Genomic DNA, 24,906 nt, shown 5'->3' on the forward strand with positions numbered 1-24,906 from the left:
ATGACAAGACATAACTCCAAAGCTCAGGGTCACGTTCCGAAAGCCCAGGGCCATAAAGCCCGTAAGCGCTTTGGTCAGAACTTCCTGCACGACCATCATGTGATTGATAAGATCGTGCGCGCCATCAACCCGAAGCACAGTGATGCGCTGGTCGAAATCGGCCCAGGTATGGGCGCCCTGACCGAACCACTATTAGACGCCTGCGGTAAGCTCGACGTGGTTGAACTCGACCGCGATCTGATCCCGATTCTGCGTACCAAGTTTTTTAACTTTCCGGAATTCCGTATCCACGAAGGCGACGCGCTGAAGTTCGATTTCCGCCAACTGCTGCAACCGGGTCAGCAGCTGCGGATTGTCGGCAACCTGCCGTACAACATCTCCACACCGCTGATTTTCCACTTCCTGTCCCATCACACTATCGTGCAGGACATGCACTTTATGTTGCAGAAAGAAGTGGTTGATCGCCTGGCTGCCGGACCGGGCACCTCCGACTATGGCCGTTTGGGCATCATGGCGCAGTACTACTGTAAGGTGGAGCCGCTGTTTATCGTTGGCCCGGGCTCGTTTAATCCGCCACCCAAGGTCGATTCCGCCATCGTGCGTATGAGCCCCTACGATGTACTGCCTTTCCCGGCAAAAGACACCAAAACACTGGAACGCGTGGTGCGCGAAGCCTTCAGCATGCGCCGCAAAACCCTGCGCAATACCCTGAAAAACCTGATCAGCGCCGAACAGCTGGAAGCCATTGGTATTGATACCACGCTGCGCCCGGAGCGTCTGACGCTGGAAGAATACGTGCGCATCGCCGATGCCGTTTACGAACTGCTGCAGGCTGCGCCTGATGCAAACGCGGACGACAGCGGAGAACAGGCATGAGCCTCGACGACAGCATTGTGGTCAGCGTGCAGTGTGAATACCTCGAGCAGCAGTCGGTGCCGGACGAGAAGCGCTTTGTCTTCGCCTACCATATCGATATTCATAACCGCGGCGAGCAGGCCGCGACACTGCGCTCACGCCACTGGTTTATTGCCGATGGCAACAACGATGTGCAGGAAGTCAAAGGTGAAGGCGTGGTCGGCGAACAGCCGACCATCGAGCCGCATGAAAGCTATCGCTATTCCTCCGGCGCCGTACTCGCCACCCGGGTTGGCAGCATGCGCGGTTACTATGTGATGGAAGCGGATGACGGCACCCTGTTTCACGCCACCATTCCGGTGTTTACCCTGGCGACACCCAACGCCCTGAACTGACATTCGCCCACAACGCCTCGACGAGAAGATTGCTAGATGTCAACATACGCAATTGGTGATATTCAAGGTTGTTACGAACCTCTGCAGCGCCTGCTGGCACTGGTGCAGTTTGATCCGCACAAAGATCAGCTGTGGCTGGCCGGCGACCTGGTTAACCGGGGTCCGCAATCTCTCGAAGTCCTGCGTTTTGCCAAAAGCCTCGGCCACCGCGTGCGCTGCGTGCTGGGTAATCATGATCTGCATCTGCTGGCCATGCACTATGGCGGCCACAGCAGTCGCAGCAGCGATACCCTGACGCCGGTGCTCAATGCTCCGGACCGCGATGAATTGCTCGACTGGCTGCGCTTTCAGCCTCTGGTCGTACTGGATGAAGCGCGTAACTGGTGCATGAGCCACGCCGGTATTCCGCCCGCCTGGAGTGCACGCAAGGCACGCAAACGGGCACAGGAAGTCGAAGCCGTGCTGCAGAGCGAAGATTGCACTGAGTTCTTCCGCCAGATGTACGGCAACCTGCCCGACCAGTGGCAGAAAGATCTGCAGGGCATGGAGCGCCTGCGCCTGATCGTCAATTATCTGACCCGGATGCGCTTTATCAGCCCGGCCGGCCAGCTCGACCTGCTCAGCAAAGAAGGTCTGGATCAGGCGCCGCCGGGTTACCTGCCCTGGTTTGAAGCAGAAAACCGCGCCGCAGCAACCACCCGTCTGCTGTTTGGCCACTGGGCGGCGCTGGAAGGCAAAGCGAATGGCACCAATGTTTATGCCCTGGATACCGGTTGTGTCTGGGGCGGAGAATTATCAGCCCTGCGTCTCGAAGACCAGCAATGGTTCCGGGTGCCGGCTCAGACCGTATAACACAGCCCCATACAACAGCGGGGCCAAGCGAGGTAATACATGAGTGCGTTTAAACATATTACAGCCGGTGATGCCAAAGCCCTGTTTGAGCAGGGCAATGCTGCCATCGCCGATATCCGGGATGCCATGAGCTATTCCGCCGGCCATATCCGCGCGGCAAAGCGGGTCGATAACCAGAATCTGACAGAATTCATGGCGGCCACAGCCAAAGATCAGCCGCTGGTCGTCTGCTGCTACCATGGCAACTCCAGTCAGGGTGCTGCACAGTTCTTCGGCGAGCAGGGCTACACCGATGTCTACAGCCTCGATGGCGGCTACGAGATGTGGAAACTGGCATTCCCGGAGTGGTGCGAGCACAGCTGATAACACCGGCCACAGCAAACGCTGTGGTCTCCTCTCTCTTTTCCCCCTCCCTTGAATCTGAGCCATACCCGGCGTTACTGAAGCAGCTCTTCTATTCCGTTCAGTAATAAGCGGCACGCTCAATGCATAATTAAATTCAGGCTGATCAGGGCGACAAAAAACAGTCACCCCCGATCTGAAATCCAGCCTTAAAAAAGCGTGTAATAAAATTATTTAGTGGCACGACTCAACCAAACTGAACCATACTGGTCTGAGAGAAACAGGCATTAATTAACGGAATTTTATGTAACCGAAAAAAATTACAAGACCGAACAGTTGCTACCGGAGAGGTGAACTATGAGCGTATTCAGCCGATACAAAGACAGGTACTCCGCCACGCAGGAAGAAGTCATGAGCCTGCAGGAATACCTCGAATTGTGCAAACAGGACAAAAGCGTATACGCCACAGCCGCTGAACGCATGCTGATGGCCATCGGCGAACCGGAATTAATCGACACCGCCAAAGACCTGCGCTTAAGCCGCATATTCTCCAACAAAGTGATTAAGCGTTATCCGGCCTTCTCCGAGTTCTACGGCATGGAAGAAGCGGTGGAAAATATCGTCTCTTATTTCCGCCACGCCGCTCAGGGTCTGGAAGAACGTAAACAGATTCTCTACCTGCTTGGCCCCGTAGGCGGCGGTAAATCCTCTCTGGCCGAACGCCTCAAGCATCTGATCGAACATATTCCGTTTTATGCCATTAAAGGCTCTCCGGTTTTTGAATCACCTCTGGGGTTATTCGACCCGGAAGAAGACGCTCAGATTCTGCAGGAAGATTACGGAATTCCGCGCCATTATCTCGGCCATGTGATGTCGCCCTGGGCGGTCAAACGCCTGCATGAAATGGGCGGCGATATCAGTAAATTTGAAGTCGTTAAACTTTATCCATCCATTCTGGATCAGATTGCCGTTGCCAAGACCGAACCCGGCGATGAAAACAACCAGGATATTTCTGCTCTGGTGGGTAAAGTTGATATCCGCAAGCTGGAAGATTACTCCCAGGATGACCCGGACGCTTACGCCTATTCCGGAGCGCTGAACCGCGCTAATCAGGGCCTGATGGAATTTGTTGAGATGTTCAAAGCACCCATTAAAGTGCTGCATCCACTGCTGACCGCCACGCAGGAAGGTAACTACAACGGCACCGAAGGCATGGGCGCTATTCCTTATCAGGGAATTATTCTCGCTCACTCCAATGAGTCGGAATGGCAGACCTTTAAAAACAACAAAAACAATGAGGCTTTTCTTGACCGGGTTTATATCGTCAAAGTGCCTTACTGTGTACGTGTTAATGAAGAAGTCAAAATCTACGAAAAACTGCTTTCCGGCAGCTCATTAGCCAACGCCCATTGCGCCCCCGACACACTGAAAATGCTGGCTCAGTTTACTGTGCTTTCACGTTTAAAAGTGCCGGAAAATTCCAGTATTTATTCAAAAATGCGGGTCTATAACGGTGAGAATCTGAAAGACACCGATCCGAAAGCAAAATCCATTCAGGAATACCGTGACGCCGCTGGCGTTGATGAAGGCATGAGTGGGATTTCCACCCGCTTTGCTTTCAAAATTCTGTCCAAAGTCTTTAACTTTGATTCAACCGAAGTGGCAGCTAACCCGGTTCACCTGCTCTACGTTCTGGAGCAGGCCATAGAGCAGGAGCAATTCCCGGAAGAAGTGCATAACCGCTACCTGAATTTTATTAAAGAGTATCTGGCGACCGAATACGTTGGCTTTATCGGTAAAGAGATTCAGACAGCTTACCTCGAATCCTATGCTGAATACGGTCAGAATATTTTTGACCGCTACGTAACCTATGCCGACTTCTGGATTCAGGATCAGGAATACCGCGATCCGGAAACCGGTGAAATGCTTGACCGCGCTTCGATTAACGAAGAACTCGAAAAAATCGAAAAAGCGGCTGGCATCAGTAACCCTAAAGATTTCCGTAACGAGATCGTCAACTTCGTACTGCGGGCACGTGCCAATAACAATGGCAATAACCCGTCCTGGCAGTCGTACGAAAAAATGCGCTCCGTTATCGAGAAAAAAATGTTCTCCAACACCGAGGATCTGTTACCTGTTATTTCCTTCTCGGCAAAATCGTCATCCGACGACCAGAAGAAACACGACGACTTTGTAGCCCGTATGACCGAGAGAGGATATACCGAGAAACAAGTACGGCTGCTGTCTGAGTGGTATCTGCGCGTGCGTAAATCGCAGTAGACGACGACAACAGCAATCCTGTCGGCTGATAAGGAGTGAACCATGTCTTATATTATTGACCGTCGCCTGAACGGTAAAAACAAAAGCATGGTCAACCGGGAGCGGTTTTTACGCCGCTACCGGCAACACATAAAAGAAGCCGTGTCGGAATCCATCAATCGCCGTTCCATTACCGATATGGAGCGCGGCGAACAGATCAGCATTCCGACACGTAATACCCATGAGCCCAGCATCAGCCATGGTTCCGGGGGGAAGCAGCACAGAGTATTTCCTGGCAATAAAGAATTTCATGCCGGAGATCAGCTGGACAAGCCCCAGCAGGGAGGAGGCGGCAGCGGCTCGGGCAAGGCCAGCAATCAGGGCGAAGGGGAAGATGAGTTTTCCTTTTATATCACCCGCGACGAGTTTCTGAATTATCTGTTTGATGATCTGGCTCTGCCCAACATGATCAAAAAAACGCTGAGCCAGTCCAAAGAGTTCAAAACCCGGCGTGCCGGTTTTGTCTCCGAAGGTACGCCCAATAACCTGTCGGTTGTCCGCTCACTGCGTAACGCCCATGCCCGGCGCATTGGCATGAGCGTAGGCAAACGCAAGAAATTAAAAGAACTGCAGGCGGAACTTGCTGAGCATCTGGCGAAAAACGCCGGCGATACTGCCGAAGTTCTGGCGCTGAAAGAACAGATCACGGAACTGGAACGGCGCCTGAAAACCATTCCGTTTCTCGATGATCTCGATCTGCGCTATCGCAGTCAGGTCAAGGTTCCAACTCCCAGCAGTAAGGCCGTTATGTTCTGCATTATGGACGTATCAGGCTCTATGACTCAGGACATTAAAGATATCGCCAAGCGCTTTTATATTCTGCTGTACCTGTTCCTGCAGAAAAACTATGAGCATATTGAACTGGTATTTATCCGCCACCACACCAGTGCGCGGGAAGTCAGCGAAGAGGATTTTTTCTACTCGCGCGAAACCGGTGGCACCATTGTGTCCAGCGCTCTGAAACTGATGCAGCAAATTGTCGAAGAACGCTACCAGAACACCGATTGGAATATTTATGCCGCCCAGGCTTCAGACGGTGATAACTGGGACGATGACTCGCCGCTGTGCGCCAAAATTCTCGGGGACTCCCTGCTGTCGATGGTGCAGTACTTCGCCTATATCGAAATTACGCCTAATCAGCATCAGGCACTCTGGGAGTCCTATACCGGCCTTAGCCGTCAGTTTGCTTCGCGCTTTGCCATGGCTCAGATCCGTAATCCCGGTGATATTTATCCGGTGTTCCGCGAGCTGTTTGCCAAGGATCGTTACCAGGAGGCTGTATGAGCGAAAAGGCCAGAGAATACCTGTCGACCGACTCCGACTGGACCTTCGAACTGCTTGAAGTTTACGACCGCGAAATCGCCCGCATCGCCAAACTTTATAAGCTGGATACCTATCCGAATCAGATAGAAATCATCAGCGCCGAGCAGATGATGGATGCTTACTCATCGGTTGGTATGCCCATCGGCTACAACCACTGGTCTTATGGCAAACAGTTTCTGGCTACGCAAAAGGGTTATAAGCGCGGCCAGATGGGACTGGCTTATGAAATCGTTATTAATTCCGATCCCTGCATTGCTTACCTGATGGAAGAAAACACCATGCCGATGCAGGCACTGGTAATCGCCCATGCTTGCTACGGCCATAACTCCTTTTTCAAAGGCAATTATTTATTCCGCACCTGGACAGACGCCAGCTCAATTATCGATTACCTGCTGTTTGCCAAAAATTATGTACGCCATTGCGAAGAGCGCTATGGTCAGGAAGAAGTTGAACAGGTGCTGGATGCCTGCCACGCGTTGCAGAATTACGGCGTCGACCGTTATCGCCGGCCAAAACCTATTTCTGCGGCAGAAGAAAAAACCCGGCAGAAGGAGCGGGAGAATATCCTGCAGCAGCAGGTGAATGACCTCTGGCGGACACTGCCAGCTTCACTGAAAGCAGAGAAGAATAATAAGAAACGGAAATTCCCCAGCGAGCCGCAGGAGAACATTCTGTATTTTCTGGAAAAAAATGCGCCGCTGCTCGCGCCCTGGCAGCGCGAAATTATCCGTATTGTACGTAAAATATCTCAGTACTTTTATCCACAGCGTCAGACCCAGGTAATGAACGAAGGCTGGGCAACCTTCTGGCACTACACCCTGCTCAATCATCTTTATGATGAGGGCAAGGTTACTGATGGCTTTATGATGGAGTTTCTCACCTCACATACCAACGTTGTTCTGCAGCCGGGCTTCGACTCACCTTACTTCAGTGGCATAAACCCTTACGCGCTTGGCTTCAATATGTTTCAGGATATTAAACGTATTTGCGAAAATCCGACGGATGAAGACCGTGAGTGGTTCCCTGATATTGCCGGTTCAGACTGGCTGGAGACCCTGCACTTCGCCATGAACAACTTCAAGGATGAGAGTTTTATCCAGCAGTTTCTGTCACCCAAGATGATGCGTGACTTTCATTTGTTCAGCATTTATGACGATGACGAGAAAAATAAATACCTGATTGAAGCCATCCATGATGAGCGTGGCTACCGTACTCTGCGGGAAATGCTGGCCCGCCAGTATGACCTGTCGGTGCGTGAGCCGAATATTCAGATCTGGTCGGTTGATCTGGAAGGTGATCGCTCACTGACCCTGCGTCATACCATGCAAAATGGCACGCCGCTGTCGACCGACACTCACGAAGTGCTTAAACACCTGCATTTTCTCTGGGGTTTTGATATTCATCTGGAAACCTATAAGGATGAACGCATGGTAAAACGCCAGAGCTGCCCATCCGTAGCTATCGAAGAATAAACCAGAGGCATAAGCGATCACCATCCGGCGTAACTGGCAGATATTTTTACCTCAGTTACGCCGGTATTCCGCCCGCAGGTTCAGCAGGTTGCCGCTGAACATTAATACGGCACCTGCCAGCACAAACAGATCAATACTTTCCTGATAAAACAGATAGCCCACCACAGCAATTAATGGCAAACGCAGAAAATCCATGGGCACAACCACGGTTGCATCCGCCAGCCGGAATGCATGTGCCATGCAGAAGTGCGCACTCATTGCAGTAATACCCACCAGTAAAATCCAGGGCAGAGTCTCAGCCGCAAGCGTTGTCCAGTTCAGCACTGAGGGCACCAGTCCGAACGGCAGCTGCATCAGCGTCATATAAAACAGAATGCACAGCGGAGTATCGGTGCGGGTCAGGGACTTGGTCTGAATATAAGAAAAGGCATAACCCAGCGCGCCGCCCAGTACCGCAAAAGCCGCAGGCTGCAGAACACCGGCGCCGGGCCGAAGAATTAATAACAGCCCGGCAATACCCAATACCAACGCCTGCAGGCGTGCTCCGGTCAGACGCTCTTTTAACAGGAAAAAAGCCAGCAACGCGGTCCAGACCGGCGTGGTAAATTCAATGGCGATCACCTCTGCCAGTGGAATAAAAGCCAGTCCGTAAAACCAGCCGTACTGGCCAGCATAATGGGCAATATTTCTCAGCCAGTGAGTTTTGAGACGCTGCGTACGGATCTGTTGCCAGCCACTGCGACTGAGCAGAATGGAGATAACCAACACGCCAATCACACTGCGGAAGAACAGGATCTGATAAGTGGTCAGCGAGTGTGACAATTCACGCCCGGATATAGCCATCAGCATAAAAGAGAGCAGCGCACCCGACATCCAGAGTGCAGCGAGGAAGGCTGGGTGACGATTGGTCAGCATGAAGATTTCCGCTCAGGGAGAAAGGCGGCAGGGTAACACAGCTGACACAGGTATAAATAAGAGCAAAGGCGAATACAATTCGCCCCGCTCTTATAAACGACTACCAGGCGATGACCATATCGTCACGCTGAATCGCCAGATGCTCTGCCGTCAGCTTCATCTCCGCGACCACAAACTGTGGCTGCACCTGTTTGATTACCACTTCAGTGGCCATATCGCTGAGCTCGGTGCGCGGTTCAAGATCGAGGTTATAGAAGGTACCGGTACGATAAACCTGAAACTTATCACCCGGACGAATACCAGCTCCTGCACTGGCTTCAATATGCAGGCGGTTACCTTTGGCTTTTACAATACGGGCCATAAACGGCTGGCAGCGCAAAACTTCATCCACATCATCCACCACGCCACCGAGTAACTCACGCACTTCCGCGCCATACGGCGTCTGCCAGAAATGCGGCGAGGCAAAAGGCACCCGCTCCCGTGCCGGACGGTCCCAGGCACCATGAGCAGAATAACTGCGCTGGAATAGCATGGCACCGCTTAACCCATCATGTACAAACACATCCATTACAAACTGCCGGTCACGGTTGTTATCTTCCAGCCCAAGTAAATCCAGCCAGCTGTCCGCACCCGATGCACGGCGACTGTCGTTCCCTGCCTCACCCATCATCGAAAGATCACGCACCACACCGGACACCACATACTGTGCCCCCAGCTGGGTAGCCAGAGCCACGGAGGTGGTTAAACGCTGCTGTGCGGTTTCCATTGATGGCGCACGGCGTGGGTCCTGATACAGGCTGGTACGGGTCGCATCCAGTGCATGAATGGCACCGCGGTTATTCAGCGTATTAACCAGCACACGGGGCAGATCCTGTTCGATATTCTGCAACTGCCCAAGCGTTGCCTGCTGTGGACGGGCCAGACCAAAACCAGCCACCGCCACCGCTTTACGATAACGCTGAGTGCTGGCCGGACACATCGCCTGCGGAGTAACATCAGCGCGTATCGCGACCTGATATAAGCCACCAGCCTGATCTTCCCACAGCACTTCAATATTCTTCAGCTGTGCATTCGAGCGCACCTGCACATCATCCTGTTGCACAACCCCCTGACTCATCAGCTGCGTACTGCTGACCTGAGCACCGGCACGCAGACTGGCCTGACGCATAGCATCCTGCAGCGCCTGCTCACGGGCGTGGGAAATGGCACCGCTCAGTGGCGCTTCTCCGGTTACTTCCACCGTCAGAGCAGAAACCGGCAGAGAACACAGAGTCATCATTAAAATGTTCAGGATACGCATACAGCCTCCTCGCCAGACTGGCCGTTACTCAATAAAGTAAAAGCCGGTTTCCGGAACACTGGCTTCGCCCTGCACACGCTGGCGCTGGCTGGATGCAAAGTTATTGCTGCCGGAAGGGCTGCCCAATGATGCGCGGCAATCAACATTAAAGCGCTGACTGTCGGCTGTCTGCAGACAGTTACGGAAGCCTTGATCGATCACCATTTCCAGCACCGTTTCCACGCTGCCATCCGGCATAACATCGGATGACACTACCCGCGCACCGTGCATATAGGTTTCGACGTAGCTGCGGAAACGGTCATTCAGCACAACCATATCGCGCACCGTGGTACTGCCCTGAATCGAGGTGCCATACACCCGCTCAGCCATCGAGCGGTAAGCATCCATCTTCGATGCGCGGATCGCCATCAGGCGGCGCTGTACGTCGCTTTTCTTTTTGTCCGTGTCCATAGCGCCATAACCAACTACACGCAGTACCATCGGCGCAATCGGATCAATTTCCTGCTCTACCGGCTGAAAATAAGCCTCGGGTTCTTCGTTCAGATTACTGTCTTCAATCAGGGCGCTGGAACATCCCTGCAACATCAACGACGTAATGGCAGTGCCTGCCACAATAAAAGGCCACTTCATAACAATCTCCCGGACAACTGAGGCGCAGGAATCTGCTCTGAATCATTGCCACGCTAAGCAGCATTGTTTACAGACAGAGATTCCCCTTGATGCACTTATCGGCCGCAGCAATAAAAAATTAAGCTTTTTTTATCCCCCGGGAGAAAGCCAGTAAGCCACGCAGTTTACGGTCAGGCCAGACATGCCACTGATACAAAGCAAGCCCTGCAAGCAACAACGCGGCGCCTAATACCGAACTGGCGGCGAGTCGTTCGTCCTTAAGCCAGAATCCCCAGAACACCGCCAATACAGGTGCGATAAGCGTAATCAGGGTAACCCGCGATGCCGGCAGATGCTGCAGCACCAGGTAATACAACATGAACCCAAGCAGCGAACCGAACACCACCAGATAGCCCAATCCCAGCTGGCTCACCAACGGCCACTCATCCGGCAGATGCACCCCGAATAATGGCAGAGTCAGCATATAAGCAAAGGATGACAGCCACAGCGTACCGCTGGTCTGAACCATAGGATGCAGACCGGCATTCACCTGCTTTACCCATACCGCACTGGCAGCGAAACAAAGTACCGACACCAGCGTACCGAGAATGCCACGCCAGGCACCGGCATCCAGCGCCAGCCGGCCGGCCACAACAAAAGCCAGACCCAGCAAAGCCAACAGCAAAGCCAGTACCCGAACCGGTGTCAGCTCCCGCTCATTCAGCCAGAACCAGGCTAATGCACCGGACAACATCGGACTAAGCCCGTAGAGCACAGAAATCAGCCCGGATGGAATATAGAGTGACCCCCAGTACACCGACATCATCGCGCCATATACGCCAAGGCTGCCGGCCAGGTAGCTCATTAATGCAGCCCGGTTCAGGCGCAAAGGCTGACGTAATAGCAAAAGAATGGGCAAAGATAACAGAGCGCTGAACCACATTCTCAGCGTCAGCGCGGTAAAAAAATCCAGACCATCCTGACTGAACTGGATGGCGATCGGTGTGGTGGACCAGATAAAGACCACCAATAAATAAGCAACAATAACAGGCATAACACAGACCCCGGAGAAGCAGAACACCGCCGGCGGCCCACAAAAAAGGCCGCGGGAGCGGCCTTTTAATGCAGAACAGATGTACTGACTAAAACGACCGTCGGAAACGGGCACGCACAACCATGGCGCGGCGGATTCGCTGCGGCGCGGCCATAATGGCGGAAGCTTGTTTCGGACAGATGACGTTTAACATTCAGATCAGCTTATTCTGTTAATGAATCAGGGCCTGCTCATACGAGTCAAACAGGCTCTAGCACAATCGGCAGGATAGACTTGCCATATTCGTTATGCAAGCGTGGCGAAAGATGACTATCATTGGTGGACAATCAACAGGCTTGCATGTGAAATTTGCTAAGACAATCACAGATCGGGAATAATTCCCGGCAATGCATTTTTTATGTGCAGCCAACCAGGATCATCTGTTTAACAATAATTCAGGAATTCCAGCCATGACCAAACGTTCACTATTGGCAGTCGCCATCGCAACCCTCGGCATTCAGTCAGTCCAGGCAGCACCTTTTCTGCCAATGGATGCACGCGGTCTGGCAATGGGTAACACCGGTGTTGCCAGCGCCAAGCGCGCACATGCTCCGGCCTACAACCCATCACTGCTGTCCCAGGCATCTGAGGACGATGACTTTGCCCTCATTTTTCCACAGGTCGGGGTGAATTTGGCCGATGAAGAAGAGCTGGTCGACAGTGCTCAGGATATTAACGACGATATCGTGCCGCGGTTCGAAGATTTGTTTGATGACGGTCAGGCTGGCAACTTCAGCGACAACGTAGAAGCCCTGGCAAATGCCGCCGATGCTCTGGCCTCACAAATCGCCAACATCGGCGTAAACGATGGGCGGACAAACCTGCAAAAAGCTGATGACCTGCGCGCAGCTGCCAACAGTTTTGACACAAATCTGAACAGCGTGAACAACCGTCTTGCGGAAGTAAACACCGTAACCTCCGACCTGACAAAATCACTCAACAGCATTTCCGGGGATCCATTACGCGGCCGCCTTGGCATTGGTGCCGCACTGGCGATTCCAAGCAAGTCTTTTGCCGCAGCATTAAGCCTGAGTGGTGACGTTACGTTTTCTGGCCGGGCCTTCTTTACCCAGGAAGATCAGAATCTGATCAACGCTTACGGACAGGCAGCATCTGGCTACGTACAGACAGCGCTCAATGAGAACATCAGTGACCAGATCAATACGATTGCCCAAAACGTAGAAAATGGTGCTATGCCCAATGCCTCTCAGATTACAGCGATTACCAACAGCGTCGATCAGGTTGCCAACTACACCTCTCCGGATACCGTAACAACCGCAGCCGGGGACATCCGGATTTTTAACAATGGTGAGCTTTCAGCAGAAGCTAAAGATGCCGACCTTAACTCTCAGGTTCAGGTTGTTGCTGTCGCCGTTGCAGAGCTGGCCTTATCTTTCTCCCGCGAATTTGAAATTTACGGCGAAAACGTTGCCATTGGTATCACACCAAAACTGCAGAAAGTGTCTACCCTGCACTACGCCTCCGAGATGGATAACGAAGACGATATCGAAACAGACGATATCGAAGACTCCCGCGAGGACTACAGCAAAGTTAACCTGGATATCGGTGCATCCTATCGTTTTGGTAGTGAAGGCAACTGGATGATTGGTCTGGTGGGTAAAAACCTGCTTGGTGGCGAATTTGATTACGCTGATGCCGAAGTAAAAGGTTCTCCGGTAAGAGATTACGACAATAACCCTGCCACCCCTGCCACTCCTCTTTATCTGAAAGGTGGCTCCATTGCCCTGGATCCACAATACCGCGCCGGTGTTTCTTACAACAGCGACTGGTTCAATATCGCAGCCGACATCGACCTGACAGAAAATGATCCTGTCGCCTTCGAAAATCCAACCCAATACGCTGCTATCGGTGCTGAGCTGGATATTTTCAGCACACTGCAGCTGCGTCTGGGTTACCGCACCAATATGAGCGTGGCGGATGCAGACATGGTATCCGTTGGTTTTGGCCTGTCACCATTTGGCATCCATCTGGATATCGCCGCCATGGCAAACCCAAGCGATCCTGAGAAAGAAGCAGGCGTAGCGCTGGAAACCGGTTTCTACTTCTGATTCCGGTCAGGCAGAACCCGGCAAAGGTTCTGCTCTGATGCCTGAAAGGCTAAACTTAAAAGCCGTCACAGTTTTGTGACGGCTTTTTTTATTGATGGAACATTCGTTATGCAGATTTACCTTGTCGGCGGCGCGGTACGCGACCAGTTACTGAATCTCCCGCTGAAAGACCGTGACTGGGTTGTGGTCGGCAGCACACCGGACGAGTTGCTGGCTCAGGGTTTTCAGCAGGTCGGTGCCGACTTCCCGGTTTTTCTGCATCCGCAAAGCCACGAAGAATACGCTCTCGCCCGCACCGAACGGAAAAGCGGTCAGGGTTATCAGGGTTTTGATTGCCGCTTCAGTCCGGACATCACGCTGGAAGAAGATTTACTGCGCCGCGACCTGACCATTAATGCCATGGCGCAGGACGATCATGGCAATATTATTGACCCTTACCATGGCCAGTCCGATCTGCAACAACGCTTGTTGCGCCATGTATCGCCGGCGTTTGCTGAAGACCCGTTACGGGTGTTACGCGTCGCCCGTTTTGCCGCCCGTTTTGCTCCTCTGGGGTTCCGTGTTGCCGACGAAACCATGACCCTGATGCGTAATATGGTAAACGCTGGCGAACTGGATCATCTGGTCGCGGAACGGGTCTGGAACGAAACTCAGCGGGCACTAGGCGAAAAGCAGCCAGAAGTGTATTTTCAGGTACTGCGCGACTGCGGTGCATTAAAGGTATGGTTCGCTGAAATTGATGCTCTGTTCGGCATTCCGCAACCGGAAAAACATCATCCGGAAATTGATTGCGGTATTCATGCACTGCTGTCGTTAAAAGCCGCAGCACAACTCAGCGACAGCATGGCTGTACGCTGGGCAGCCTTAAGTCATGATCTGGGTAAAGCACTGACACCAGAAGAAGAATGGCCACGCCATATTGCCCACGAAGCGCGCGGTAAAAAGCCGTTAAAAGCCCTGCATCAGCGCCTGAAAGCACCGCGGGATGCAGCGGAATTAGCCGTGCTCAGCAGTGAATTTCATACCCATGTACACCGTGCGTTTGAACTGAAAGGCAGCACACTGAATAAAGTCTTTAATCAGCTTGATGCCTGGCGCAAAAGTGAGCGTTTTGAACAGTTTTTACTGGTCTGCGAGGCGGATGCCAAAGGCCGTACCGGGCTGGAAAATGAGCCTTATCCACAGGCCGGTTACATGCGTGCGGCACTCAAAGAAGCGCTGAGTATTAATGCTCAGGATATGATCGCCCAAGGGCATCAGGGCGCAGCAATAAGAACCGCACTGAACGAAGCGCGGGATAAACATCTGCAACACTGGAAAACACAGCAGCAACTAAGCGCTGAATAAAAAACGCTGTTAAAACCCGTCTAGCCGCGGGCAATAGAATTCTGGCTGGCGCGTACCGGATACAACGGCTGGTCGGTTAATGCCGGCCAGTAATGCGTCAGTGGTGTTCCGTCGGCAGGATCAACACCGTCAGGAAAAATATCCAGCAGCGGGCGTAAAACAAAAGCAAATTGCTGAATATCAGAGCGCGGCAATTGCAGCCCGGCAAACTCGCCGGCCAGATCATCAAACAATAAAATATCGATATCCAGCGCACGGGATGAATATTTCACCGCATCCGCGCTGCGGCCAAAATCAAATTCCAGCTGTTTTAAACCGGCCGCAAGTTCCGCCAGAGAACAGGCGCACTCAATTTCAACCACCAGATTAATAAAATCCGGGCCGTCGAAACCCATGGCCGGGGAACGATACCAGGGCGACACACGCAGCAATGAATACTGCTGACTCAGGCGCGCAATACCAGCCGCCAGATTCTGCTCAGCATCGATATTGGAACCTAAACCAAGGAACACCCGCGACATCAGCGCTTGTCTCCTGCCGGCTGGTCACCGCGTTCGATATACAGACCAACCGCACGTGCCTGCGGCACAACCGCCGGTTTTTCTACCTGAATGCCCAGCCAGGGCATACCAAACTCTTTACGCAGAGCCTCAGCCAGACGCTCCAGCAATGACTCCAGCAGCTGGAAATGCTGCTCGCGCACAAAGCGCTCAATAAATTCGGTGACGGCCTGATAATTTAACGCGTGCATTAAATCGTCGGTGGCAGCTGCCAGACGAATATCCCAGGCCATTTCCAGATCGAAAATCAGCGGCTGGCGCACCTGTTTTTCCCAGTCGTAAACGCCGATAACGGCATCGACTTTTAAACCGCGGATAAACACCTTATCCATGTTCAGCACCACTTTCTGCGTTAGCGTCAGGCGCAACACAATCAACCGGCGTCAGACTGGTCATCGGCCAGCGCGGCACCACCGATACCGCCAGATCCGACTGCTCGCCAGCCACTAAACGCTGGGTTCCGGCATAAGCAATCATGGCGCCATTGTCGGTACAGAGTTCCGGCCGCGGGTAAAATACCGCGCCGCCCAGAGCTTCTGCGGTGGTACGTAATTTTTCGCGCAGGCGTTTATTAGCACCGACACCGCCGGCAATAATCAGTCGATTGATACCGGTTTGCTGCATCGCCCGTTTGCATTTAATCGCCAGCGTATCGACCACCGCCGCCTGAAAACAGGCAGAAATATCTGCTTTATCCTGATCCGCCAATACACCATCGACGGCACATTCAAGAATGGTGGTACGTACCCGGGTTTTTAAGCCACTGAAGCTGAAATCCAGACCAGGACGATCGGTCATCGGGCGCGGGAATTTAAAGCGTTTATCATCGCCCTGAGCAGCCAGAGCACTCAGCGCCGGACCGCCGGGATACGGCAACCCCATCATTTTTGCGGCTTTATCGAAAGCTTCACCAGCCGCATCGTCAAGGGATTCGCCCAGCAGGCTGTAACGACCAATACCATCGACCTGCACCAGCTGGGTATGCCCACCTGAAACCAGCAACGCAATAAAAGGGAATGGTGGCGGATTATCTTCCAGCATGGGTGCCAGCAGGTGGCCTTCCATATGGTGAACACCAATCGCCGGCAGATCGAGTGCCCAGGCCAGGCTGCGGCCCAGACAGGCACCAACCAGCAAAGCACCAACCAGACCCGGGCCTGAGGTGTAGGCCACACCATCCAGATCTTTCAGTGTCAGGCCGGCTTCATCCATCACTTCACGGATCAGCGGTAATGCTTTGCGCACATGGTCACGGGAAGCCAGTTCCGGCACCACGCCGCCATATTCGGCATGCAGTGCAATCTGAGAGTAAACCCGGTGCGCCAGCAAACCCTGCTTGCTGTCATACAGGGCGATGCCGGTTTCATCACAGGATGTTTCCAGACCTAAAACCCGCATAAATAATCTCTTCTCACACGATCTAACGAAGGGGCGCATGATACTGCCGCACCCCAGCCTGCGCCAGCCGCAATTCCCCGATCGGCCGGGATGCCCCGCCGGGCGCGCAGGAAAGACAGGATAATCTCCGCTACTCATCGGCCAGAACCCAGCAAATACGCGGGCTGCCGGTTGCCCGGGGTCAATCTGCAAACTACTCTTTGCAATCCACGGACAAAGGATTTAGAATGCCCGCCCTCTAACTGGGGCCTGTGGTTTCCCCATAAACAGACTGATTTAAAACGTAGGTGATTGGATGCCAGCTGTAAAAGTTAAAGAAAACGAACCGTTTGACGTCGCACTGCGTCGCTTCAAGCGTTCTTGCGAAAAAGCAGGCGTACTGTCTGAAGTACGTCGTCGTGAGCACTACGAGAAGCCAACCTGGATCCGTAAGCGCAAAGCGGCTGCCGCTGTTAAGCGTCACTTGAAGAAAGTGCAGCGCGAACAGCGCAAAATGACCCGCCTCTACTAAGAGCCGGGTTACGGGAAGGAAGGAGACCGCATGAGTACTCTGGTTGCTACCATTAAAGACGCTGTTAAAGCGGCAATGCGCGCCAAAGAAAAAGAGCGGCTGAATGCTCTGCGTTTAGCGCAGGCAGAATTCAAACGCGTAGAAGTCGATGAGCGAATTGAAATCGACGACGAGCGTGCTCTGGCTATTCTCGACAAAATGACCAAACAACGTCGTGACTCCATCGCGCAGTATTCTGCCGCCGGACGCGACGACCTGGCAGCGGTCGAGCAGTACGAAATTGATGTACTGAGCGAATTTCTGCCGGAAGCCTTGAGCGAAGAAGAGTTGGCCAAACTGGTGGCTGATGCGATTGCACAGTCCGGTGCTGCTTCAATGCAGGACATGGGCAAAGTCATGGGCATCCTGAAACCACAAGTGCAAGGTCGTGCCGATATGGCACAGATCAGTCAACTGGTGAAGTCTCAACTGGGCTGATTCTGCTCTGCAGGCAATAGAAGCGCTACCCATCCCGGTGTGTAGCGCTTTTGTCGTTTATACGGCTTAATCAAATATACGCTCAGCAACAGGCACCGCATTTATGGCAGGCCGCATACCCCAGTCTTTTATTGATGATCTGCTCGCCCGCGTCGATGTAATCGATGTGGTGGACAGTCGTGTCAAACTGAAAAAGACCGGCAAAAACTACTCCGCCTGTTGCCCTTTCCATAACGAAAAGTCACCGTCGTTTACCGTCAGCCCGGACAAACAGTTTTATTACTGCTTTGGCTGCGGCGCTTCCGGCAGCGCGCTCAAATTCGTGATGGAATTCGATGGTCTGAGTTTTCCCGATGCGGTGGAAAAACTGGCCACCCAGGCCGGCATGGAAGTACCAAAAGAACAGGTCAGCTTCGAAGCCCGCCAGGAACAACAACACCAGCCACTGTTCGACCTGATGCAGAAAGCCGGTGACTATTTTGAAAAAATGCTGCGCAGCCATGAACAGCGCGGCAAAGCTGTCGATTATTTAAAAAACCGTGGTTTATCCGGCAAGGCAGCCAAATTCTTCGGCATCGGCTACGCCCCGCCCGGCTGGGATAACCTGCAGAACTTTCTCGCCGCCAATGGCGAACGCGAGCTGATTAAGCAACTGATCAGCTGCGGTATGCTGATTGAAAAAGAAGACGGCCGCACGTACGACCGTTTCCGCGACCGCATTATGTTTCCGATACGCGACGCCCGTGGCCGTTATATCGCCTTCGGTGGCCGCGTACTGGGTGACGAAAAACCCAAATATCTGAACTCACCGGAAACGCCGATCTTCCAGAAAGGCCGCGAACTTTATGGCCTGTACGAAGCACGGAAAATCCGCCAGAAGCTGACCCGTATTGTCATCGTCGAAGGCTATATGGATGTGGTCGCGCTGGCCGAATTCGGCATTCATTACGCCGTGGCCACCCTTGGCACCGCCACCAGCGAGCACCACCTGCGACGCTTATTTAAAGTCGTGCCGGAAGTCATTTTCTGCTTTGACGGCGATCAGGCCGGACGCACCGCCGCAGCGCGGGCGATGGAAACCGTATTACCGGTACTGGAAGACGGCGTACAGGCACGCTTTCTGTTTCTGCCCGATGGCGAAGACCCGGACACACTGGTTCGTCAGGAAGGCAAAGATGCCTTTGAACAGCGCCTGAATCAGGCCGTGCATCTGCCAGAATTTCTGTTCGACCACCTGAAAGAACAGGTCGACTTCGACACTCTGGATGGCAAAGCACGCCTTGATCAGCTGGCCGCCCCGTTAATTAATAAACTGCCGAAAGGCATGTTGCGCAGCCTGATGCGCAATAAACTGCGTGACGAACTGGGCGCCGACAGTGTCGCCCTCGACCGCCTTGAGTCATCACCACCAGCAACAGCCGCCGTGGCGGAACAGGCACAATACGAAGAGCAGCTGCCTTCTTATCTGGATGATGAGCGGCACGAACCGCAGCCGCCGCATCAGGATCACAGTGCCGATACCCTGGCGCCACTGGTGCATAAAGCGCTGACCGCGCTGGTCAAGCAGCCATCACTTTCAGCCGAACTCGAACTCCCCGACACCGAGCCGGAGAGTGAGTACGAACGCCTGCTGATTGAAGTGCTGCGCAAGCTGAAACAGGCACCGCAACAAAGCAGTGTTGGTTTGCTTATTCAGTGGATCGGTTCGCCCTATCAGGCAGAACTGCAGCAACTGGCCGACAACCCCAACAGCCAGATGAAACCGACCGCGGCCGATATCGCCGTGGTGCTGAAACAGATGAGCGCGCGTAAACTCAGCGCCGAACTGCGCACTCTGACCAGCAAATTTGAACGCGGCGAGAAACTCAGCGACGAAGAAAAAGCCCGTAAACGCGAACTGCACCAGCAACTGCACAGCATTAACAAAAAGCGTGCGCGCATTTACGCCCGGCACTGAAAACAGACACTGAACAAAAAACAGACAAAGTGGCCGCAAGACAGCAAAGAAAACGGCCGCAGGGGCTTGAGATTTAACCAACAGCCCTTATATACAAAGAACTTCTGAATCCGGACAACAGCCGCTTTATAATGCTGCCGGATTCAATAAACGACTGCAGCAGCGCAGCAACCAACGTGACAGAGCCAAGAGGCCAGCATCGGCACATCCGGGCATATTTTCGCCAGGCCGATTTCCCACGTTAACTGACCTTGCTGAAGATAGTGAAGCAAGCAACCGAACCCTGCGGTTACAGGCACCGGCATCCGCAAAAACAGCGGAACCTAACGTCGTGCCTATGGCCTAAAGATCGGTTAAAAGTTATACTTCGGCGTTTTTCTTCCGCCTTAAAAAACGGAACACAGGGCTTCTATGTCAGCGAACACGCAACAATCCCGTCTTAAAGAACTTATCGCCAAAGGCAAAGAGCAGGGTTACCTGACTTATGCCCAGGTAAACGACCACCTGCCGGACGATATTGCCAATCCGGATCAGGTCGAAGACATCATCCGCATGATCAACGATATCGGTATTCCGGTATCTGAAGTTGCGCCCGATGGTGACTCACTGTTTATGTCTGATGCCGCCGATGACGCCGCAGCAGAAGAAGCGGCCGCTGCCCTGGCTCTGGTTGAATCCGACGTTGGCCGCACCACCGACCCTGTGCGTATGTATATGCGCGAAATGGGTACTGTGGAACTGCTGACCCGCGAAGGCGAAATCGTGATCGCCAAGCGTATCGAAGAAGGTATCCGCGAAGTGATGTCCGCCCTGGCTTACTATCCGGGCGCTGCGGAAACCATTCTGAACGCATTCAGAGAAGCGGAAGAAGATCCGAACCGCGTTGGCGATATTTTCTCCGGCTTTATCGATCCGTCCGATGTTGATCCTGAGCCAGGCCCACAAGCCGGTCCGGAAGCCGCTGCTGCCGCAGAAGAAGCCGACGATGACAGCACCGATGACGACGACAGCACCGATGACAGCGAAGACAGCGGCATCGACATGGCCGAAGTTACCCGTCGTTTCGATGAAATCCGTGCAGCCCATGACGCCATGGAAAAATCCCTGGCCAAAAATGGTCGTGCACACAAGAAAACCGAAGAAGCCCTCGCCAAACTGGCCGAGCTGTTCGCACCCATTAAACTGACGCCAAAATACTTCGACTCACTGGTTAACAGTGCACGCGATGCGCTGGATCTGATCCGTACCCAGGAACGTCAGATCATGGTGATGATGACCCGTAAGTGCGGCATGGACCGTAAAGACTTCATCAAAGAATTTCAGGGTAACGAAGTCAGCAACGAATGGATCGATGGCCTGATCGCTGCCGGTCACAGCTACTCGAAAAAACTCGACACCTACCGTCTGGAAATTTTCCGTTCGCAGAAGAAAATCCGCGCCGTTGAAGAACGCGTTGGTCTGAGCATTCCGGAAATTAAAGAAGTTAACCGTCGCGTATCCATCGGTGAAGCCCGCGCCCGTCGCGCCAAGAAAGAAATGGTTGAGGCTAACCTGCGTCTGGTTATTTCCATCGCTAAAAAATACACCAACCGTGGTCTGCAGTTCCTCGATCTGATTCAGGAAGGCAACATCGGTCTGATGAAAGCGGTAGATAAATTCGAATACCGTCGTGGTTATAAATTCTCCACCTACGCAACCTGGTGGATTCGTCAGGCGATTACCCGCTCTATCGCTGACCAGGCGCGCACCATCCGTATTCCGGTGCACATGATCGAAACCATCAACAAACTGAACCGCATCTCCCGTCAGATGCTGCAGGAGATGGGTCGTGAGCCAACGCCGGAAGAACTGGCTGAGCGCATGGAAATGCCGGAAGACAAAATCCGCAAAGTACTGAAGATCGCCAAAGAACCAATCTCCATGGAAACCCCGATCGGGGACGATGAAGATTCACATCTGGGCGACTTCATCGAAGATACTCACTCCGAGTCTCCTCTCGATGTTGCTACCTCTGACGGCCTGACCGAAGCCACCCGCTCTGTGCTGGCCGGTCTGACCGCAAGAGAAGCCAAAGTACTGCGTATGCGCTTCGGTATCGATATGAATACCGACCACACGCTGGAAGAAGTCGGCAAACAGTTCGACGTAACCCGTGAGCGTATCCGTCAGATCGAAGCCAAGGCTCTGCGCAAACTGCGTCACCCTTCACGCTCCGATCACCTGCGCAGCTTTATCGACGAGTAATCGTCGCGCATAAAAAAACCCGCCACGTGCGGGTTTTTTTATGTTCTTTTATTAGCCAGCCGAACATCAAACAATGGCCAACATCAAACAACGGCAGCTGCCGGCTTTGTTTTGCTTTGCCAGCGTCCCCACGCCTTATCAAATACCCAGTTATAGAGCACGGTGTAAGGCAGAATAAAGACGAAGAATGCCAGCTCCACAAAAAATGCCTGCCACAGTGTCAGATCCAGCATCCAGGCCGCCAGTGGCAGACACAGCACCACCAATCCGGCTTCAAACGCAAAGCCGTGCAGCAAACGCACGCGGAAACGCCACTGTTGCCGGTCGGTTGGCCAGTAACGGTCAATCAGGCCGTTGTAAACCATGTTCCACAGCATCGCCAGCAACGACATCATTACCGTCAGAGCACCGGTCGTAGCGACCTCAGCATTCAGTGCCCAGGCCATTAATGGGGTAAACAGCAGAATGGCAATCAGCTCGAAACCGGTGGCGTGAATAATTCGTTCTTTGTTCAGGATGGTCTTCATGGTCTGTCGTCTGGCAAATAAAGTGGATTGCTATGATCTTTCATAAAACAGATACTTAAAACATAGCTTCCATCGGTTTTATCAATACATGCGCTACTCTCCGGAATCTCTGAAAGCCTTTGTTGAAGCGGCCGCCAGCGGCTCCTTTTCCGCCGCCGCACGGCGTCTGGGCAAGAGCCAGTCGACCATCAGCATCGCCATTGCCAATCTGGAAACGGATATTGGCTGCCCACTGTTCGACCGCAGCGGCCGTCAGCCGCAACTGAACGAAGCCGGTCGCCAGGTGCTGGTGCAGGTGGAAGCCATTCTCGCCGCCAGCGAACAACTCGATGCCCTGGCCCAGCGACTGGCGGCCAATATTGAACCCTTGCTGTCACTGGTGATGACCGATATCTACAGCGTCGTCTTTCATGGCGAAGTGATGGCCAGTTTTGCCGAACGCTTTCCGCACACAGAGCTGCGCTGTGGCCCGGCGGAAGGCGCCGATGTCATCGATATGATTCAGAAGGGCCAGGTGCATATGGGTATCCTCGCCGCGCAAAGTCAGTACCCGGCCGACGTCGCCACCGCCCGCCTGCCGGATAATGCACAGTTCAGCCTGTATGTGCACCGCGACCATCCGCTGGCCCAGCTGCGTAACCCGCGCCGGCAGGATCTGGAAAATGAACGTCAGCTGCTGATCCGTACCTATGCTCCCGGCAGCCAGCCAAGCCATGGACAGGTCTGGTCGGCTCCCGATTATCTGACCTTAATGGAATTTGCCGAACGCGGTTTCGGTTGGGCAGAGTTGCCCAGAGCACTGGTGCAGCGCTTTGGCAAACAGCTGCAGGAACTGTCTGTCAGCGGTTATCCGCGCGGCGTGGAAATCGATGTTGCCTGGTCACGCCGCACCGCACTTGGCCCTGCCGGGCAATGGTTACTGGAACAACTGCAGGTTCGTCGCGCTCCGCAGCGGAAAACCTGAACCTCAACAAAGCATTCTCTACATAAACCCAGCACAACAAGTCTGTGCAGCACGACTACGACTAAATCCAGATTGTGACGTCGTAGCCACCCCACTATGCTGACAGCGTACTCAATGCCGTAGCACTAAAATGTCTTTTATTCTCAATACCCTGACGCCTATTTTTGGCCTGATCCTGCTCGGTTTTATTCTGCGCAAAACTCACCGTCTGGGCGAAAGTGCCGCTTCCGAACTGAACCGTCTGGTGGTCTGGCTGTGCCTGCCGGCGCTGCTGTTTAACCTCACCGCCAAAGCTCAGCTGGCCGATATCTGGCACAGCGGCTTTGTGCTCACCTTTACCCTCGCCACCCTCGCCACTTTTGTACTCACGCTGCTGTGGCGCTCCCGGCGAGGTGCGCCGCTGTCTGCCGCTAGTCTGGAGGCACTGGGCGCTTCCTATGCCAACACCGGTTACGTTGGTATTCCACTATGCCTGTTTGTGCTCGGCGACAACGGCCTGGCACCGGCCCTGATTGCCACTCTGGTGGTGGTCAGCCTGTTGTTTGCCATCGCCGTTATCTGTGTCGAAGTCAGCCTGCAGAAAGGCCGGGGAATCGGTCAGGCAATGCTCAAAGTAGGAATCGCCCTGCTGAAAAACCCGCTGGTGATTTCGCCACTGATTGGTATCGCCTGGAACCTGCTGAATCTGGATGTACCGGCGGTGGCCGGTGCTCTGCTGACCTTACTCGGCGACGCCACTGTGCCCTGTGCCTTAATCTCACTCGGTGCTTTTCTCGCCCATAAACAACCCGGCAATACCCGCGGCGCCGGCACACTGGTGGGCATTAAGCTTATTGCCCACCCGCTTTTGACCTGGCTGCTCGCCACCTACGTGTTTGCCCTGCCGCCGCTGTGGGCCAGTGCCGCGGTACTGCTCAGCGCCCTGCCGACGGGCACCGGCCCCTATATGCTGGCCGAGTTTTATCAGCAGGATGCCGCGGTGGTGTCACGCACCATTCTGCTCAGCACCCTGGGGTCAGTACTGACGTTATCCGCACTGCTGATCTGGCTGTAAGCCAGACGGCGGCTACAGCAACCAACACAACCGCCGGCACAGCAATCTATACAACAATCAATACAACAGCCCGGCCAAAGCCGGCAATCAGTGGCCTCACCCGACACTTTTCTTATGCAAATCAAAGAGGTGGCACTCACACTGAGAGCTGCTTATAATGCAGCCTCTTTTCAAAGCTGCAGGACTGCAGCCACTGCCGGATTTGCTGCAGACAAGCAGCGGATAGCGCACAAGGGCCTTTAGCTCAGTTGGTTAGAGCATGCGACTCATAATCGCCAGGTCCCCGGTTCGAGCCCGGGAAGGCCCACCATTTTTCCCTTTAA

23 protein-coding genes and 1 tRNA gene are annotated in these 24,906 nt (G+C 53.5%); 16 read left to right on the forward strand and 8 right to left on the reverse strand.

Features of this window, described 5'->3' with window-relative positions; genetic code table 11:
• The 7 genes from rsmA to MT343_RS15735 all read left to right on the forward strand — a co-directional run bounded on the left by rsmA (nucleotide 1) and on the right by MT343_RS15735 (nucleotide 7,558).
• The gene (gene rsmA / locus MT343_RS15705) at nucleotides 1-876 is read left to right on the forward strand and encodes a 16S rRNA (adenine(1518)-N(6)/adenine(1519)-N(6))-dimethyltransferase RsmA (RefSeq protein ID WP_145466413.1); all 876 of its coding nucleotides are present in this window, start codon (nucleotides 1-3) and stop codon (nucleotides 874-876) included.
• Nucleotides 873-1,250: a Co2+/Mg2+ efflux protein ApaG gene (gene apaG / locus MT343_RS15710; RefSeq protein ID WP_145466414.1), complete on the forward strand. Its 378-nt coding sequence runs from the start codon at nucleotides 873-875 to the stop codon at nucleotides 1,248-1,250. The genes rsmA and apaG overlap by 4 nt, the downstream gene beginning before the upstream one ends.
• Before the next feature lie 36 nt (nucleotides 1,251-1,286).
• Entirely contained in the window at nucleotides 1,287-2,102 is an 816-nt protein-coding gene (locus MT343_RS15715; RefSeq protein ID WP_145466415.1) for a symmetrical bis(5'-nucleosyl)-tetraphosphatase, read from the forward strand.
• A 39-nt stretch (nucleotides 2,103-2,141) separates the two neighbouring features.
• Nucleotides 2,142-2,465, forward strand: coding sequence for a thiosulfate sulfurtransferase GlpE (gene glpE, locus MT343_RS15720; RefSeq protein WP_145466416.1), 324 nt, complete (start codon nucleotides 2,142-2,144; stop codon nucleotides 2,463-2,465).
• A 336-nt stretch (nucleotides 2,466-2,801) separates the two neighbouring features.
• Entirely contained in the window at nucleotides 2,802-4,724 is a 1,923-nt protein-coding gene (locus MT343_RS15725; protein ID WP_145466417.1) for a PrkA family serine protein kinase, read from the forward strand.
• 42 nt (nucleotides 4,725-4,766) lie between these two features.
• Nucleotides 4,767-6,047, forward strand: a complete 1,281-nt coding sequence (locus MT343_RS15730; protein WP_145466418.1) for a YeaH/YhbH family protein — start codon at nucleotides 4,767-4,769, stop codon at nucleotides 6,045-6,047.
• Nucleotides 6,044-7,558, forward strand: coding sequence for a SpoVR family protein (locus MT343_RS15735; RefSeq protein WP_145466419.1), 1,515 nt, complete (start codon nucleotides 6,044-6,046; stop codon nucleotides 7,556-7,558). Before MT343_RS15730 ends, MT343_RS15735 begins: the two co-directional genes overlap by 4 nt.
• Before the next feature lie 51 nt (nucleotides 7,559-7,609).
• On the opposite strand, the gene MT343_RS15740 is transcribed toward MT343_RS15735, so the two are convergent.
• The 4 genes from MT343_RS15740 to MT343_RS15755 form a co-directional block, all read right to left on the reverse strand.
• A complete protein-coding gene (locus MT343_RS15740; RefSeq protein ID WP_145466420.1) occupies nucleotides 7,610-8,473 on the reverse strand; it encodes a DMT family transporter in 864 nt (287 codons plus the stop codon).
• A 100-nt stretch (nucleotides 8,474-8,573) separates the two neighbouring features.
• The gene (locus MT343_RS15745) at nucleotides 8,574-9,773 is read right to left on the reverse strand and encodes a flagellar assembly protein FlgT (RefSeq protein WP_145466421.1); all 1,200 of its coding nucleotides are present in this window, start codon (nucleotides 9,771-9,773) and stop codon (nucleotides 8,574-8,576) included.
• Nucleotides 9,774-9,797: 24 nt separating this feature from the next.
• On the reverse strand, nucleotides 9,798-10,403 hold the full coding sequence (locus MT343_RS15750) for an LPP20 family lipoprotein (RefSeq protein ID WP_145466422.1): 606 nt from the start codon (nucleotides 10,401-10,403) through the stop codon (nucleotides 9,798-9,800).
• 118 nt (nucleotides 10,404-10,521) lie between these two features.
• Nucleotides 10,522-11,436: a DMT family transporter gene (locus MT343_RS15755; protein WP_145466423.1), complete on the reverse strand. Its 915-nt coding sequence runs from the start codon at nucleotides 11,434-11,436 to the stop codon at nucleotides 10,522-10,524.
• A 449-nt stretch (nucleotides 11,437-11,885) separates the two neighbouring features.
• Here MT343_RS15755 and traF point away from each other — a divergent pair, with 449 nt between their 5' ends.
• On the forward strand, nucleotides 11,886-13,544 hold the full coding sequence (gene traF / locus MT343_RS15760) for a conjugal transfer protein TraF (RefSeq protein WP_186435767.1): 1,659 nt from the start codon (nucleotides 11,886-11,888) through the stop codon (nucleotides 13,542-13,544).
• Nucleotides 13,545-13,652: 108 nt separating this feature from the next.
• Nucleotides 13,653-14,891 (forward strand): multifunctional CCA addition/repair protein, encoded by a 1,239-nt coding sequence (locus MT343_RS15765; RefSeq protein WP_145466425.1) that lies wholly within the window; start codon nucleotides 13,653-13,655, stop codon nucleotides 14,889-14,891.
• Between the two features lie 20 nt (nucleotides 14,892-14,911).
• Here MT343_RS15765 and folK read toward each other — a convergent pair whose 3' ends face one another.
• Genes folK through tsaD form a run of 3 tightly spaced genes read right to left on the reverse strand, consistent with a single transcriptional unit; the run spans nucleotide 14,912 to nucleotide 16,849 of the window.
• Complete coding sequence (gene folK / locus MT343_RS15770; RefSeq protein ID WP_145466426.1) at nucleotides 14,912-15,412, reverse strand: 2-amino-4-hydroxy-6-hydroxymethyldihydropteridine diphosphokinase; 501 nt, start codon at nucleotides 15,410-15,412, stop codon at nucleotides 14,912-14,914.
• Nucleotides 15,412-15,783: a dihydroneopterin aldolase gene (folB, locus tag MT343_RS15775; RefSeq protein WP_145466427.1), complete on the reverse strand. Its 372-nt coding sequence runs from the start codon at nucleotides 15,781-15,783 to the stop codon at nucleotides 15,412-15,414. Before folB ends, folK begins: the two co-directional genes overlap by 1 nt.
• On the reverse strand, nucleotides 15,776-16,849 hold the full coding sequence (tsaD, locus tag MT343_RS15780) for a tRNA (adenosine(37)-N6)-threonylcarbamoyltransferase complex transferase subunit TsaD (RefSeq protein WP_145466428.1): 1,074 nt from the start codon (nucleotides 16,847-16,849) through the stop codon (nucleotides 15,776-15,778). The genes folB and tsaD overlap by 8 nt, the downstream gene beginning before the upstream one ends.
• A 295-nt stretch (nucleotides 16,850-17,144) precedes the next feature.
• Between tsaD and rpsU the strand changes: the two genes are divergently transcribed.
• From rpsU to rpoD, 4 genes are all read left to right on the forward strand, one after another.
• Nucleotides 17,145-17,360 (forward strand): 30S ribosomal protein S21, encoded by a 216-nt coding sequence (gene rpsU / locus MT343_RS15785; RefSeq protein ID WP_145466429.1) that lies wholly within the window; start codon nucleotides 17,145-17,147, stop codon nucleotides 17,358-17,360.
• A 30-nt stretch (nucleotides 17,361-17,390) separates the two neighbouring features.
• Entirely contained in the window at nucleotides 17,391-17,837 is a 447-nt protein-coding gene (locus tag MT343_RS15790; protein WP_145466430.1) for a GatB/YqeY domain-containing protein, read from the forward strand.
• Nucleotides 17,838-17,940: 103 nt separating this feature from the next.
• Nucleotides 17,941-19,794 (forward strand): DNA primase, encoded by a 1,854-nt coding sequence (dnaG, locus tag MT343_RS15795; protein WP_145466431.1) that lies wholly within the window; start codon nucleotides 17,941-17,943, stop codon nucleotides 19,792-19,794.
• 411 nt (nucleotides 19,795-20,205) lie between these two features.
• Nucleotides 20,206-22,038: an RNA polymerase sigma factor RpoD gene (rpoD, locus tag MT343_RS15800; protein ID WP_145466432.1), complete on the forward strand. Its 1,833-nt coding sequence runs from the start codon at nucleotides 20,206-20,208 to the stop codon at nucleotides 22,036-22,038.
• An 83-nt stretch (nucleotides 22,039-22,121) separates the two neighbouring features.
• On the opposite strand, the gene MT343_RS15805 is transcribed toward rpoD, so the two are convergent.
• Nucleotides 22,122-22,565: a multidrug/biocide efflux PACE transporter gene (locus MT343_RS15805; protein ID WP_145466433.1), complete on the reverse strand. Its 444-nt coding sequence runs from the start codon at nucleotides 22,563-22,565 to the stop codon at nucleotides 22,122-22,124.
• Between the two features lie 88 nt (nucleotides 22,566-22,653).
• Here MT343_RS15805 and MT343_RS15810 point away from each other — a divergent pair, with 88 nt between their 5' ends.
• The 3 genes from MT343_RS15810 to MT343_RS15820 all read left to right on the forward strand — a co-directional run bounded on the left by MT343_RS15810 (nucleotide 22,654) and on the right by MT343_RS15820 (nucleotide 24,893).
• A complete protein-coding gene (locus tag MT343_RS15810) occupies nucleotides 22,654-23,529 on the forward strand; it encodes a LysR family transcriptional regulator (RefSeq protein ID WP_145466434.1) in 876 nt (291 codons plus the stop codon).
• Between the two features lie 130 nt (nucleotides 23,530-23,659).
• Nucleotides 23,660-24,583, forward strand: a complete 924-nt coding sequence (locus MT343_RS15815) for an AEC family transporter (RefSeq protein ID WP_145466435.1) — start codon at nucleotides 23,660-23,662, stop codon at nucleotides 24,581-24,583.
• Nucleotides 24,584-24,816: 233 nt separating this feature from the next.
• A tRNA-Ile gene (locus tag MT343_RS15820) sits at nucleotides 24,817-24,893 on the forward strand.
• Nucleotides 24,894-24,906 lie beyond the last annotated feature (13 nt).

It is taken from the genome of Venatorbacter sp. C2-1 (genome assembly GCF_022832715.1).
Taxonomy (GTDB): domain Bacteria; phylum Pseudomonadota; class Gammaproteobacteria; order Pseudomonadales; family Oceanobacteraceae; genus Venatoribacter; species Venatoribacter alkanivorans.

What these genes read in the sequence shown, in the direction of transcription:
- rsmA (WP_145466413.1), top strand. Translation starts at nt 1, where the DNA reads ATGACAAGACATAACTCCAAAGCTCAGGGTCACGTTCCGAAAGCCCAG.
- apaG (WP_145466414.1), top strand. Translation starts at nt 873, where the DNA reads ATGAGCCTCGACGACAGCATTGTGGTCAGCGTGCAGTGTGAATACCTC.
- MT343_RS15715 (WP_145466415.1), top strand. Translation starts at nt 1,287, where the DNA reads ATGTCAACATACGCAATTGGTGATATTCAAGGTTGTTACGAACCTCTG.
- glpE (WP_145466416.1), top strand. Translation starts at nt 2,142, where the DNA reads ATGAGTGCGTTTAAACATATTACAGCCGGTGATGCCAAAGCCCTGTTT.
- MT343_RS15725 (WP_145466417.1), top strand. Translation starts at nt 2,802, where the DNA reads ATGAGCGTATTCAGCCGATACAAAGACAGGTACTCCGCCACGCAGGAA.
- MT343_RS15730 (WP_145466418.1), top strand. Translation starts at nt 4,767, where the DNA reads ATGTCTTATATTATTGACCGTCGCCTGAACGGTAAAAACAAAAGCATG.
- MT343_RS15735 (WP_145466419.1), top strand. Translation starts at nt 6,044, where the DNA reads ATGAGCGAAAAGGCCAGAGAATACCTGTCGACCGACTCCGACTGGACC.
- MT343_RS15740 (WP_145466420.1), bottom strand. Translation starts at nt 8,473, where the DNA reads ATGCTGACCAATCGTCACCCAGCCTTCCTCGCTGCACTCTGGATGTCG.
- MT343_RS15745 (WP_145466421.1), bottom strand. Translation starts at nt 9,773, where the DNA reads ATGCGTATCCTGAACATTTTAATGATGACTCTGTGTTCTCTGCCGGTT.
- MT343_RS15750 (WP_145466422.1), bottom strand. Translation starts at nt 10,403, where the DNA reads ATGAAGTGGCCTTTTATTGTGGCAGGCACTGCCATTACGTCGTTGATG.
- MT343_RS15755 (WP_145466423.1), bottom strand. Translation starts at nt 11,436, where the DNA reads ATGCCTGTTATTGTTGCTTATTTATTGGTGGTCTTTATCTGGTCCACC.
- traF (WP_186435767.1), top strand. Translation starts at nt 11,886, where the DNA reads ATGACCAAACGTTCACTATTGGCAGTCGCCATCGCAACCCTCGGCATT.
- MT343_RS15765 (WP_145466425.1), top strand. Translation starts at nt 13,653, where the DNA reads ATGCAGATTTACCTTGTCGGCGGCGCGGTACGCGACCAGTTACTGAAT.
- folK (WP_145466426.1), bottom strand. Translation starts at nt 15,412, where the DNA reads ATGTCGCGGGTGTTCCTTGGTTTAGGTTCCAATATCGATGCTGAGCAG.
- folB (WP_145466427.1), bottom strand. Translation starts at nt 15,783, where the DNA reads ATGGATAAGGTGTTTATCCGCGGTTTAAAAGTCGATGCCGTTATCGGC.
- tsaD (WP_145466428.1), bottom strand. Translation starts at nt 16,849, where the DNA reads ATGCGGGTTTTAGGTCTGGAAACATCCTGTGATGAAACCGGCATCGCC.
- rpsU (WP_145466429.1), top strand. Translation starts at nt 17,145, where the DNA reads ATGCCAGCTGTAAAAGTTAAAGAAAACGAACCGTTTGACGTCGCACTG.
- MT343_RS15790 (WP_145466430.1), top strand. Translation starts at nt 17,391, where the DNA reads ATGAGTACTCTGGTTGCTACCATTAAAGACGCTGTTAAAGCGGCAATG.
- dnaG (WP_145466431.1), top strand. Translation starts at nt 17,941, where the DNA reads ATGGCAGGCCGCATACCCCAGTCTTTTATTGATGATCTGCTCGCCCGC.
- rpoD (WP_145466432.1), top strand. Translation starts at nt 20,206, where the DNA reads ATGTCAGCGAACACGCAACAATCCCGTCTTAAAGAACTTATCGCCAAA.
- MT343_RS15805 (WP_145466433.1), bottom strand. Translation starts at nt 22,565, where the DNA reads ATGAAGACCATCCTGAACAAAGAACGAATTATTCACGCCACCGGTTTC.
- MT343_RS15810 (WP_145466434.1), top strand. Translation starts at nt 22,654, where the DNA reads ATGCGCTACTCTCCGGAATCTCTGAAAGCCTTTGTTGAAGCGGCCGCC.
- MT343_RS15815 (WP_145466435.1), top strand. Translation starts at nt 23,660, where the DNA reads ATGTCTTTTATTCTCAATACCCTGACGCCTATTTTTGGCCTGATCCTG.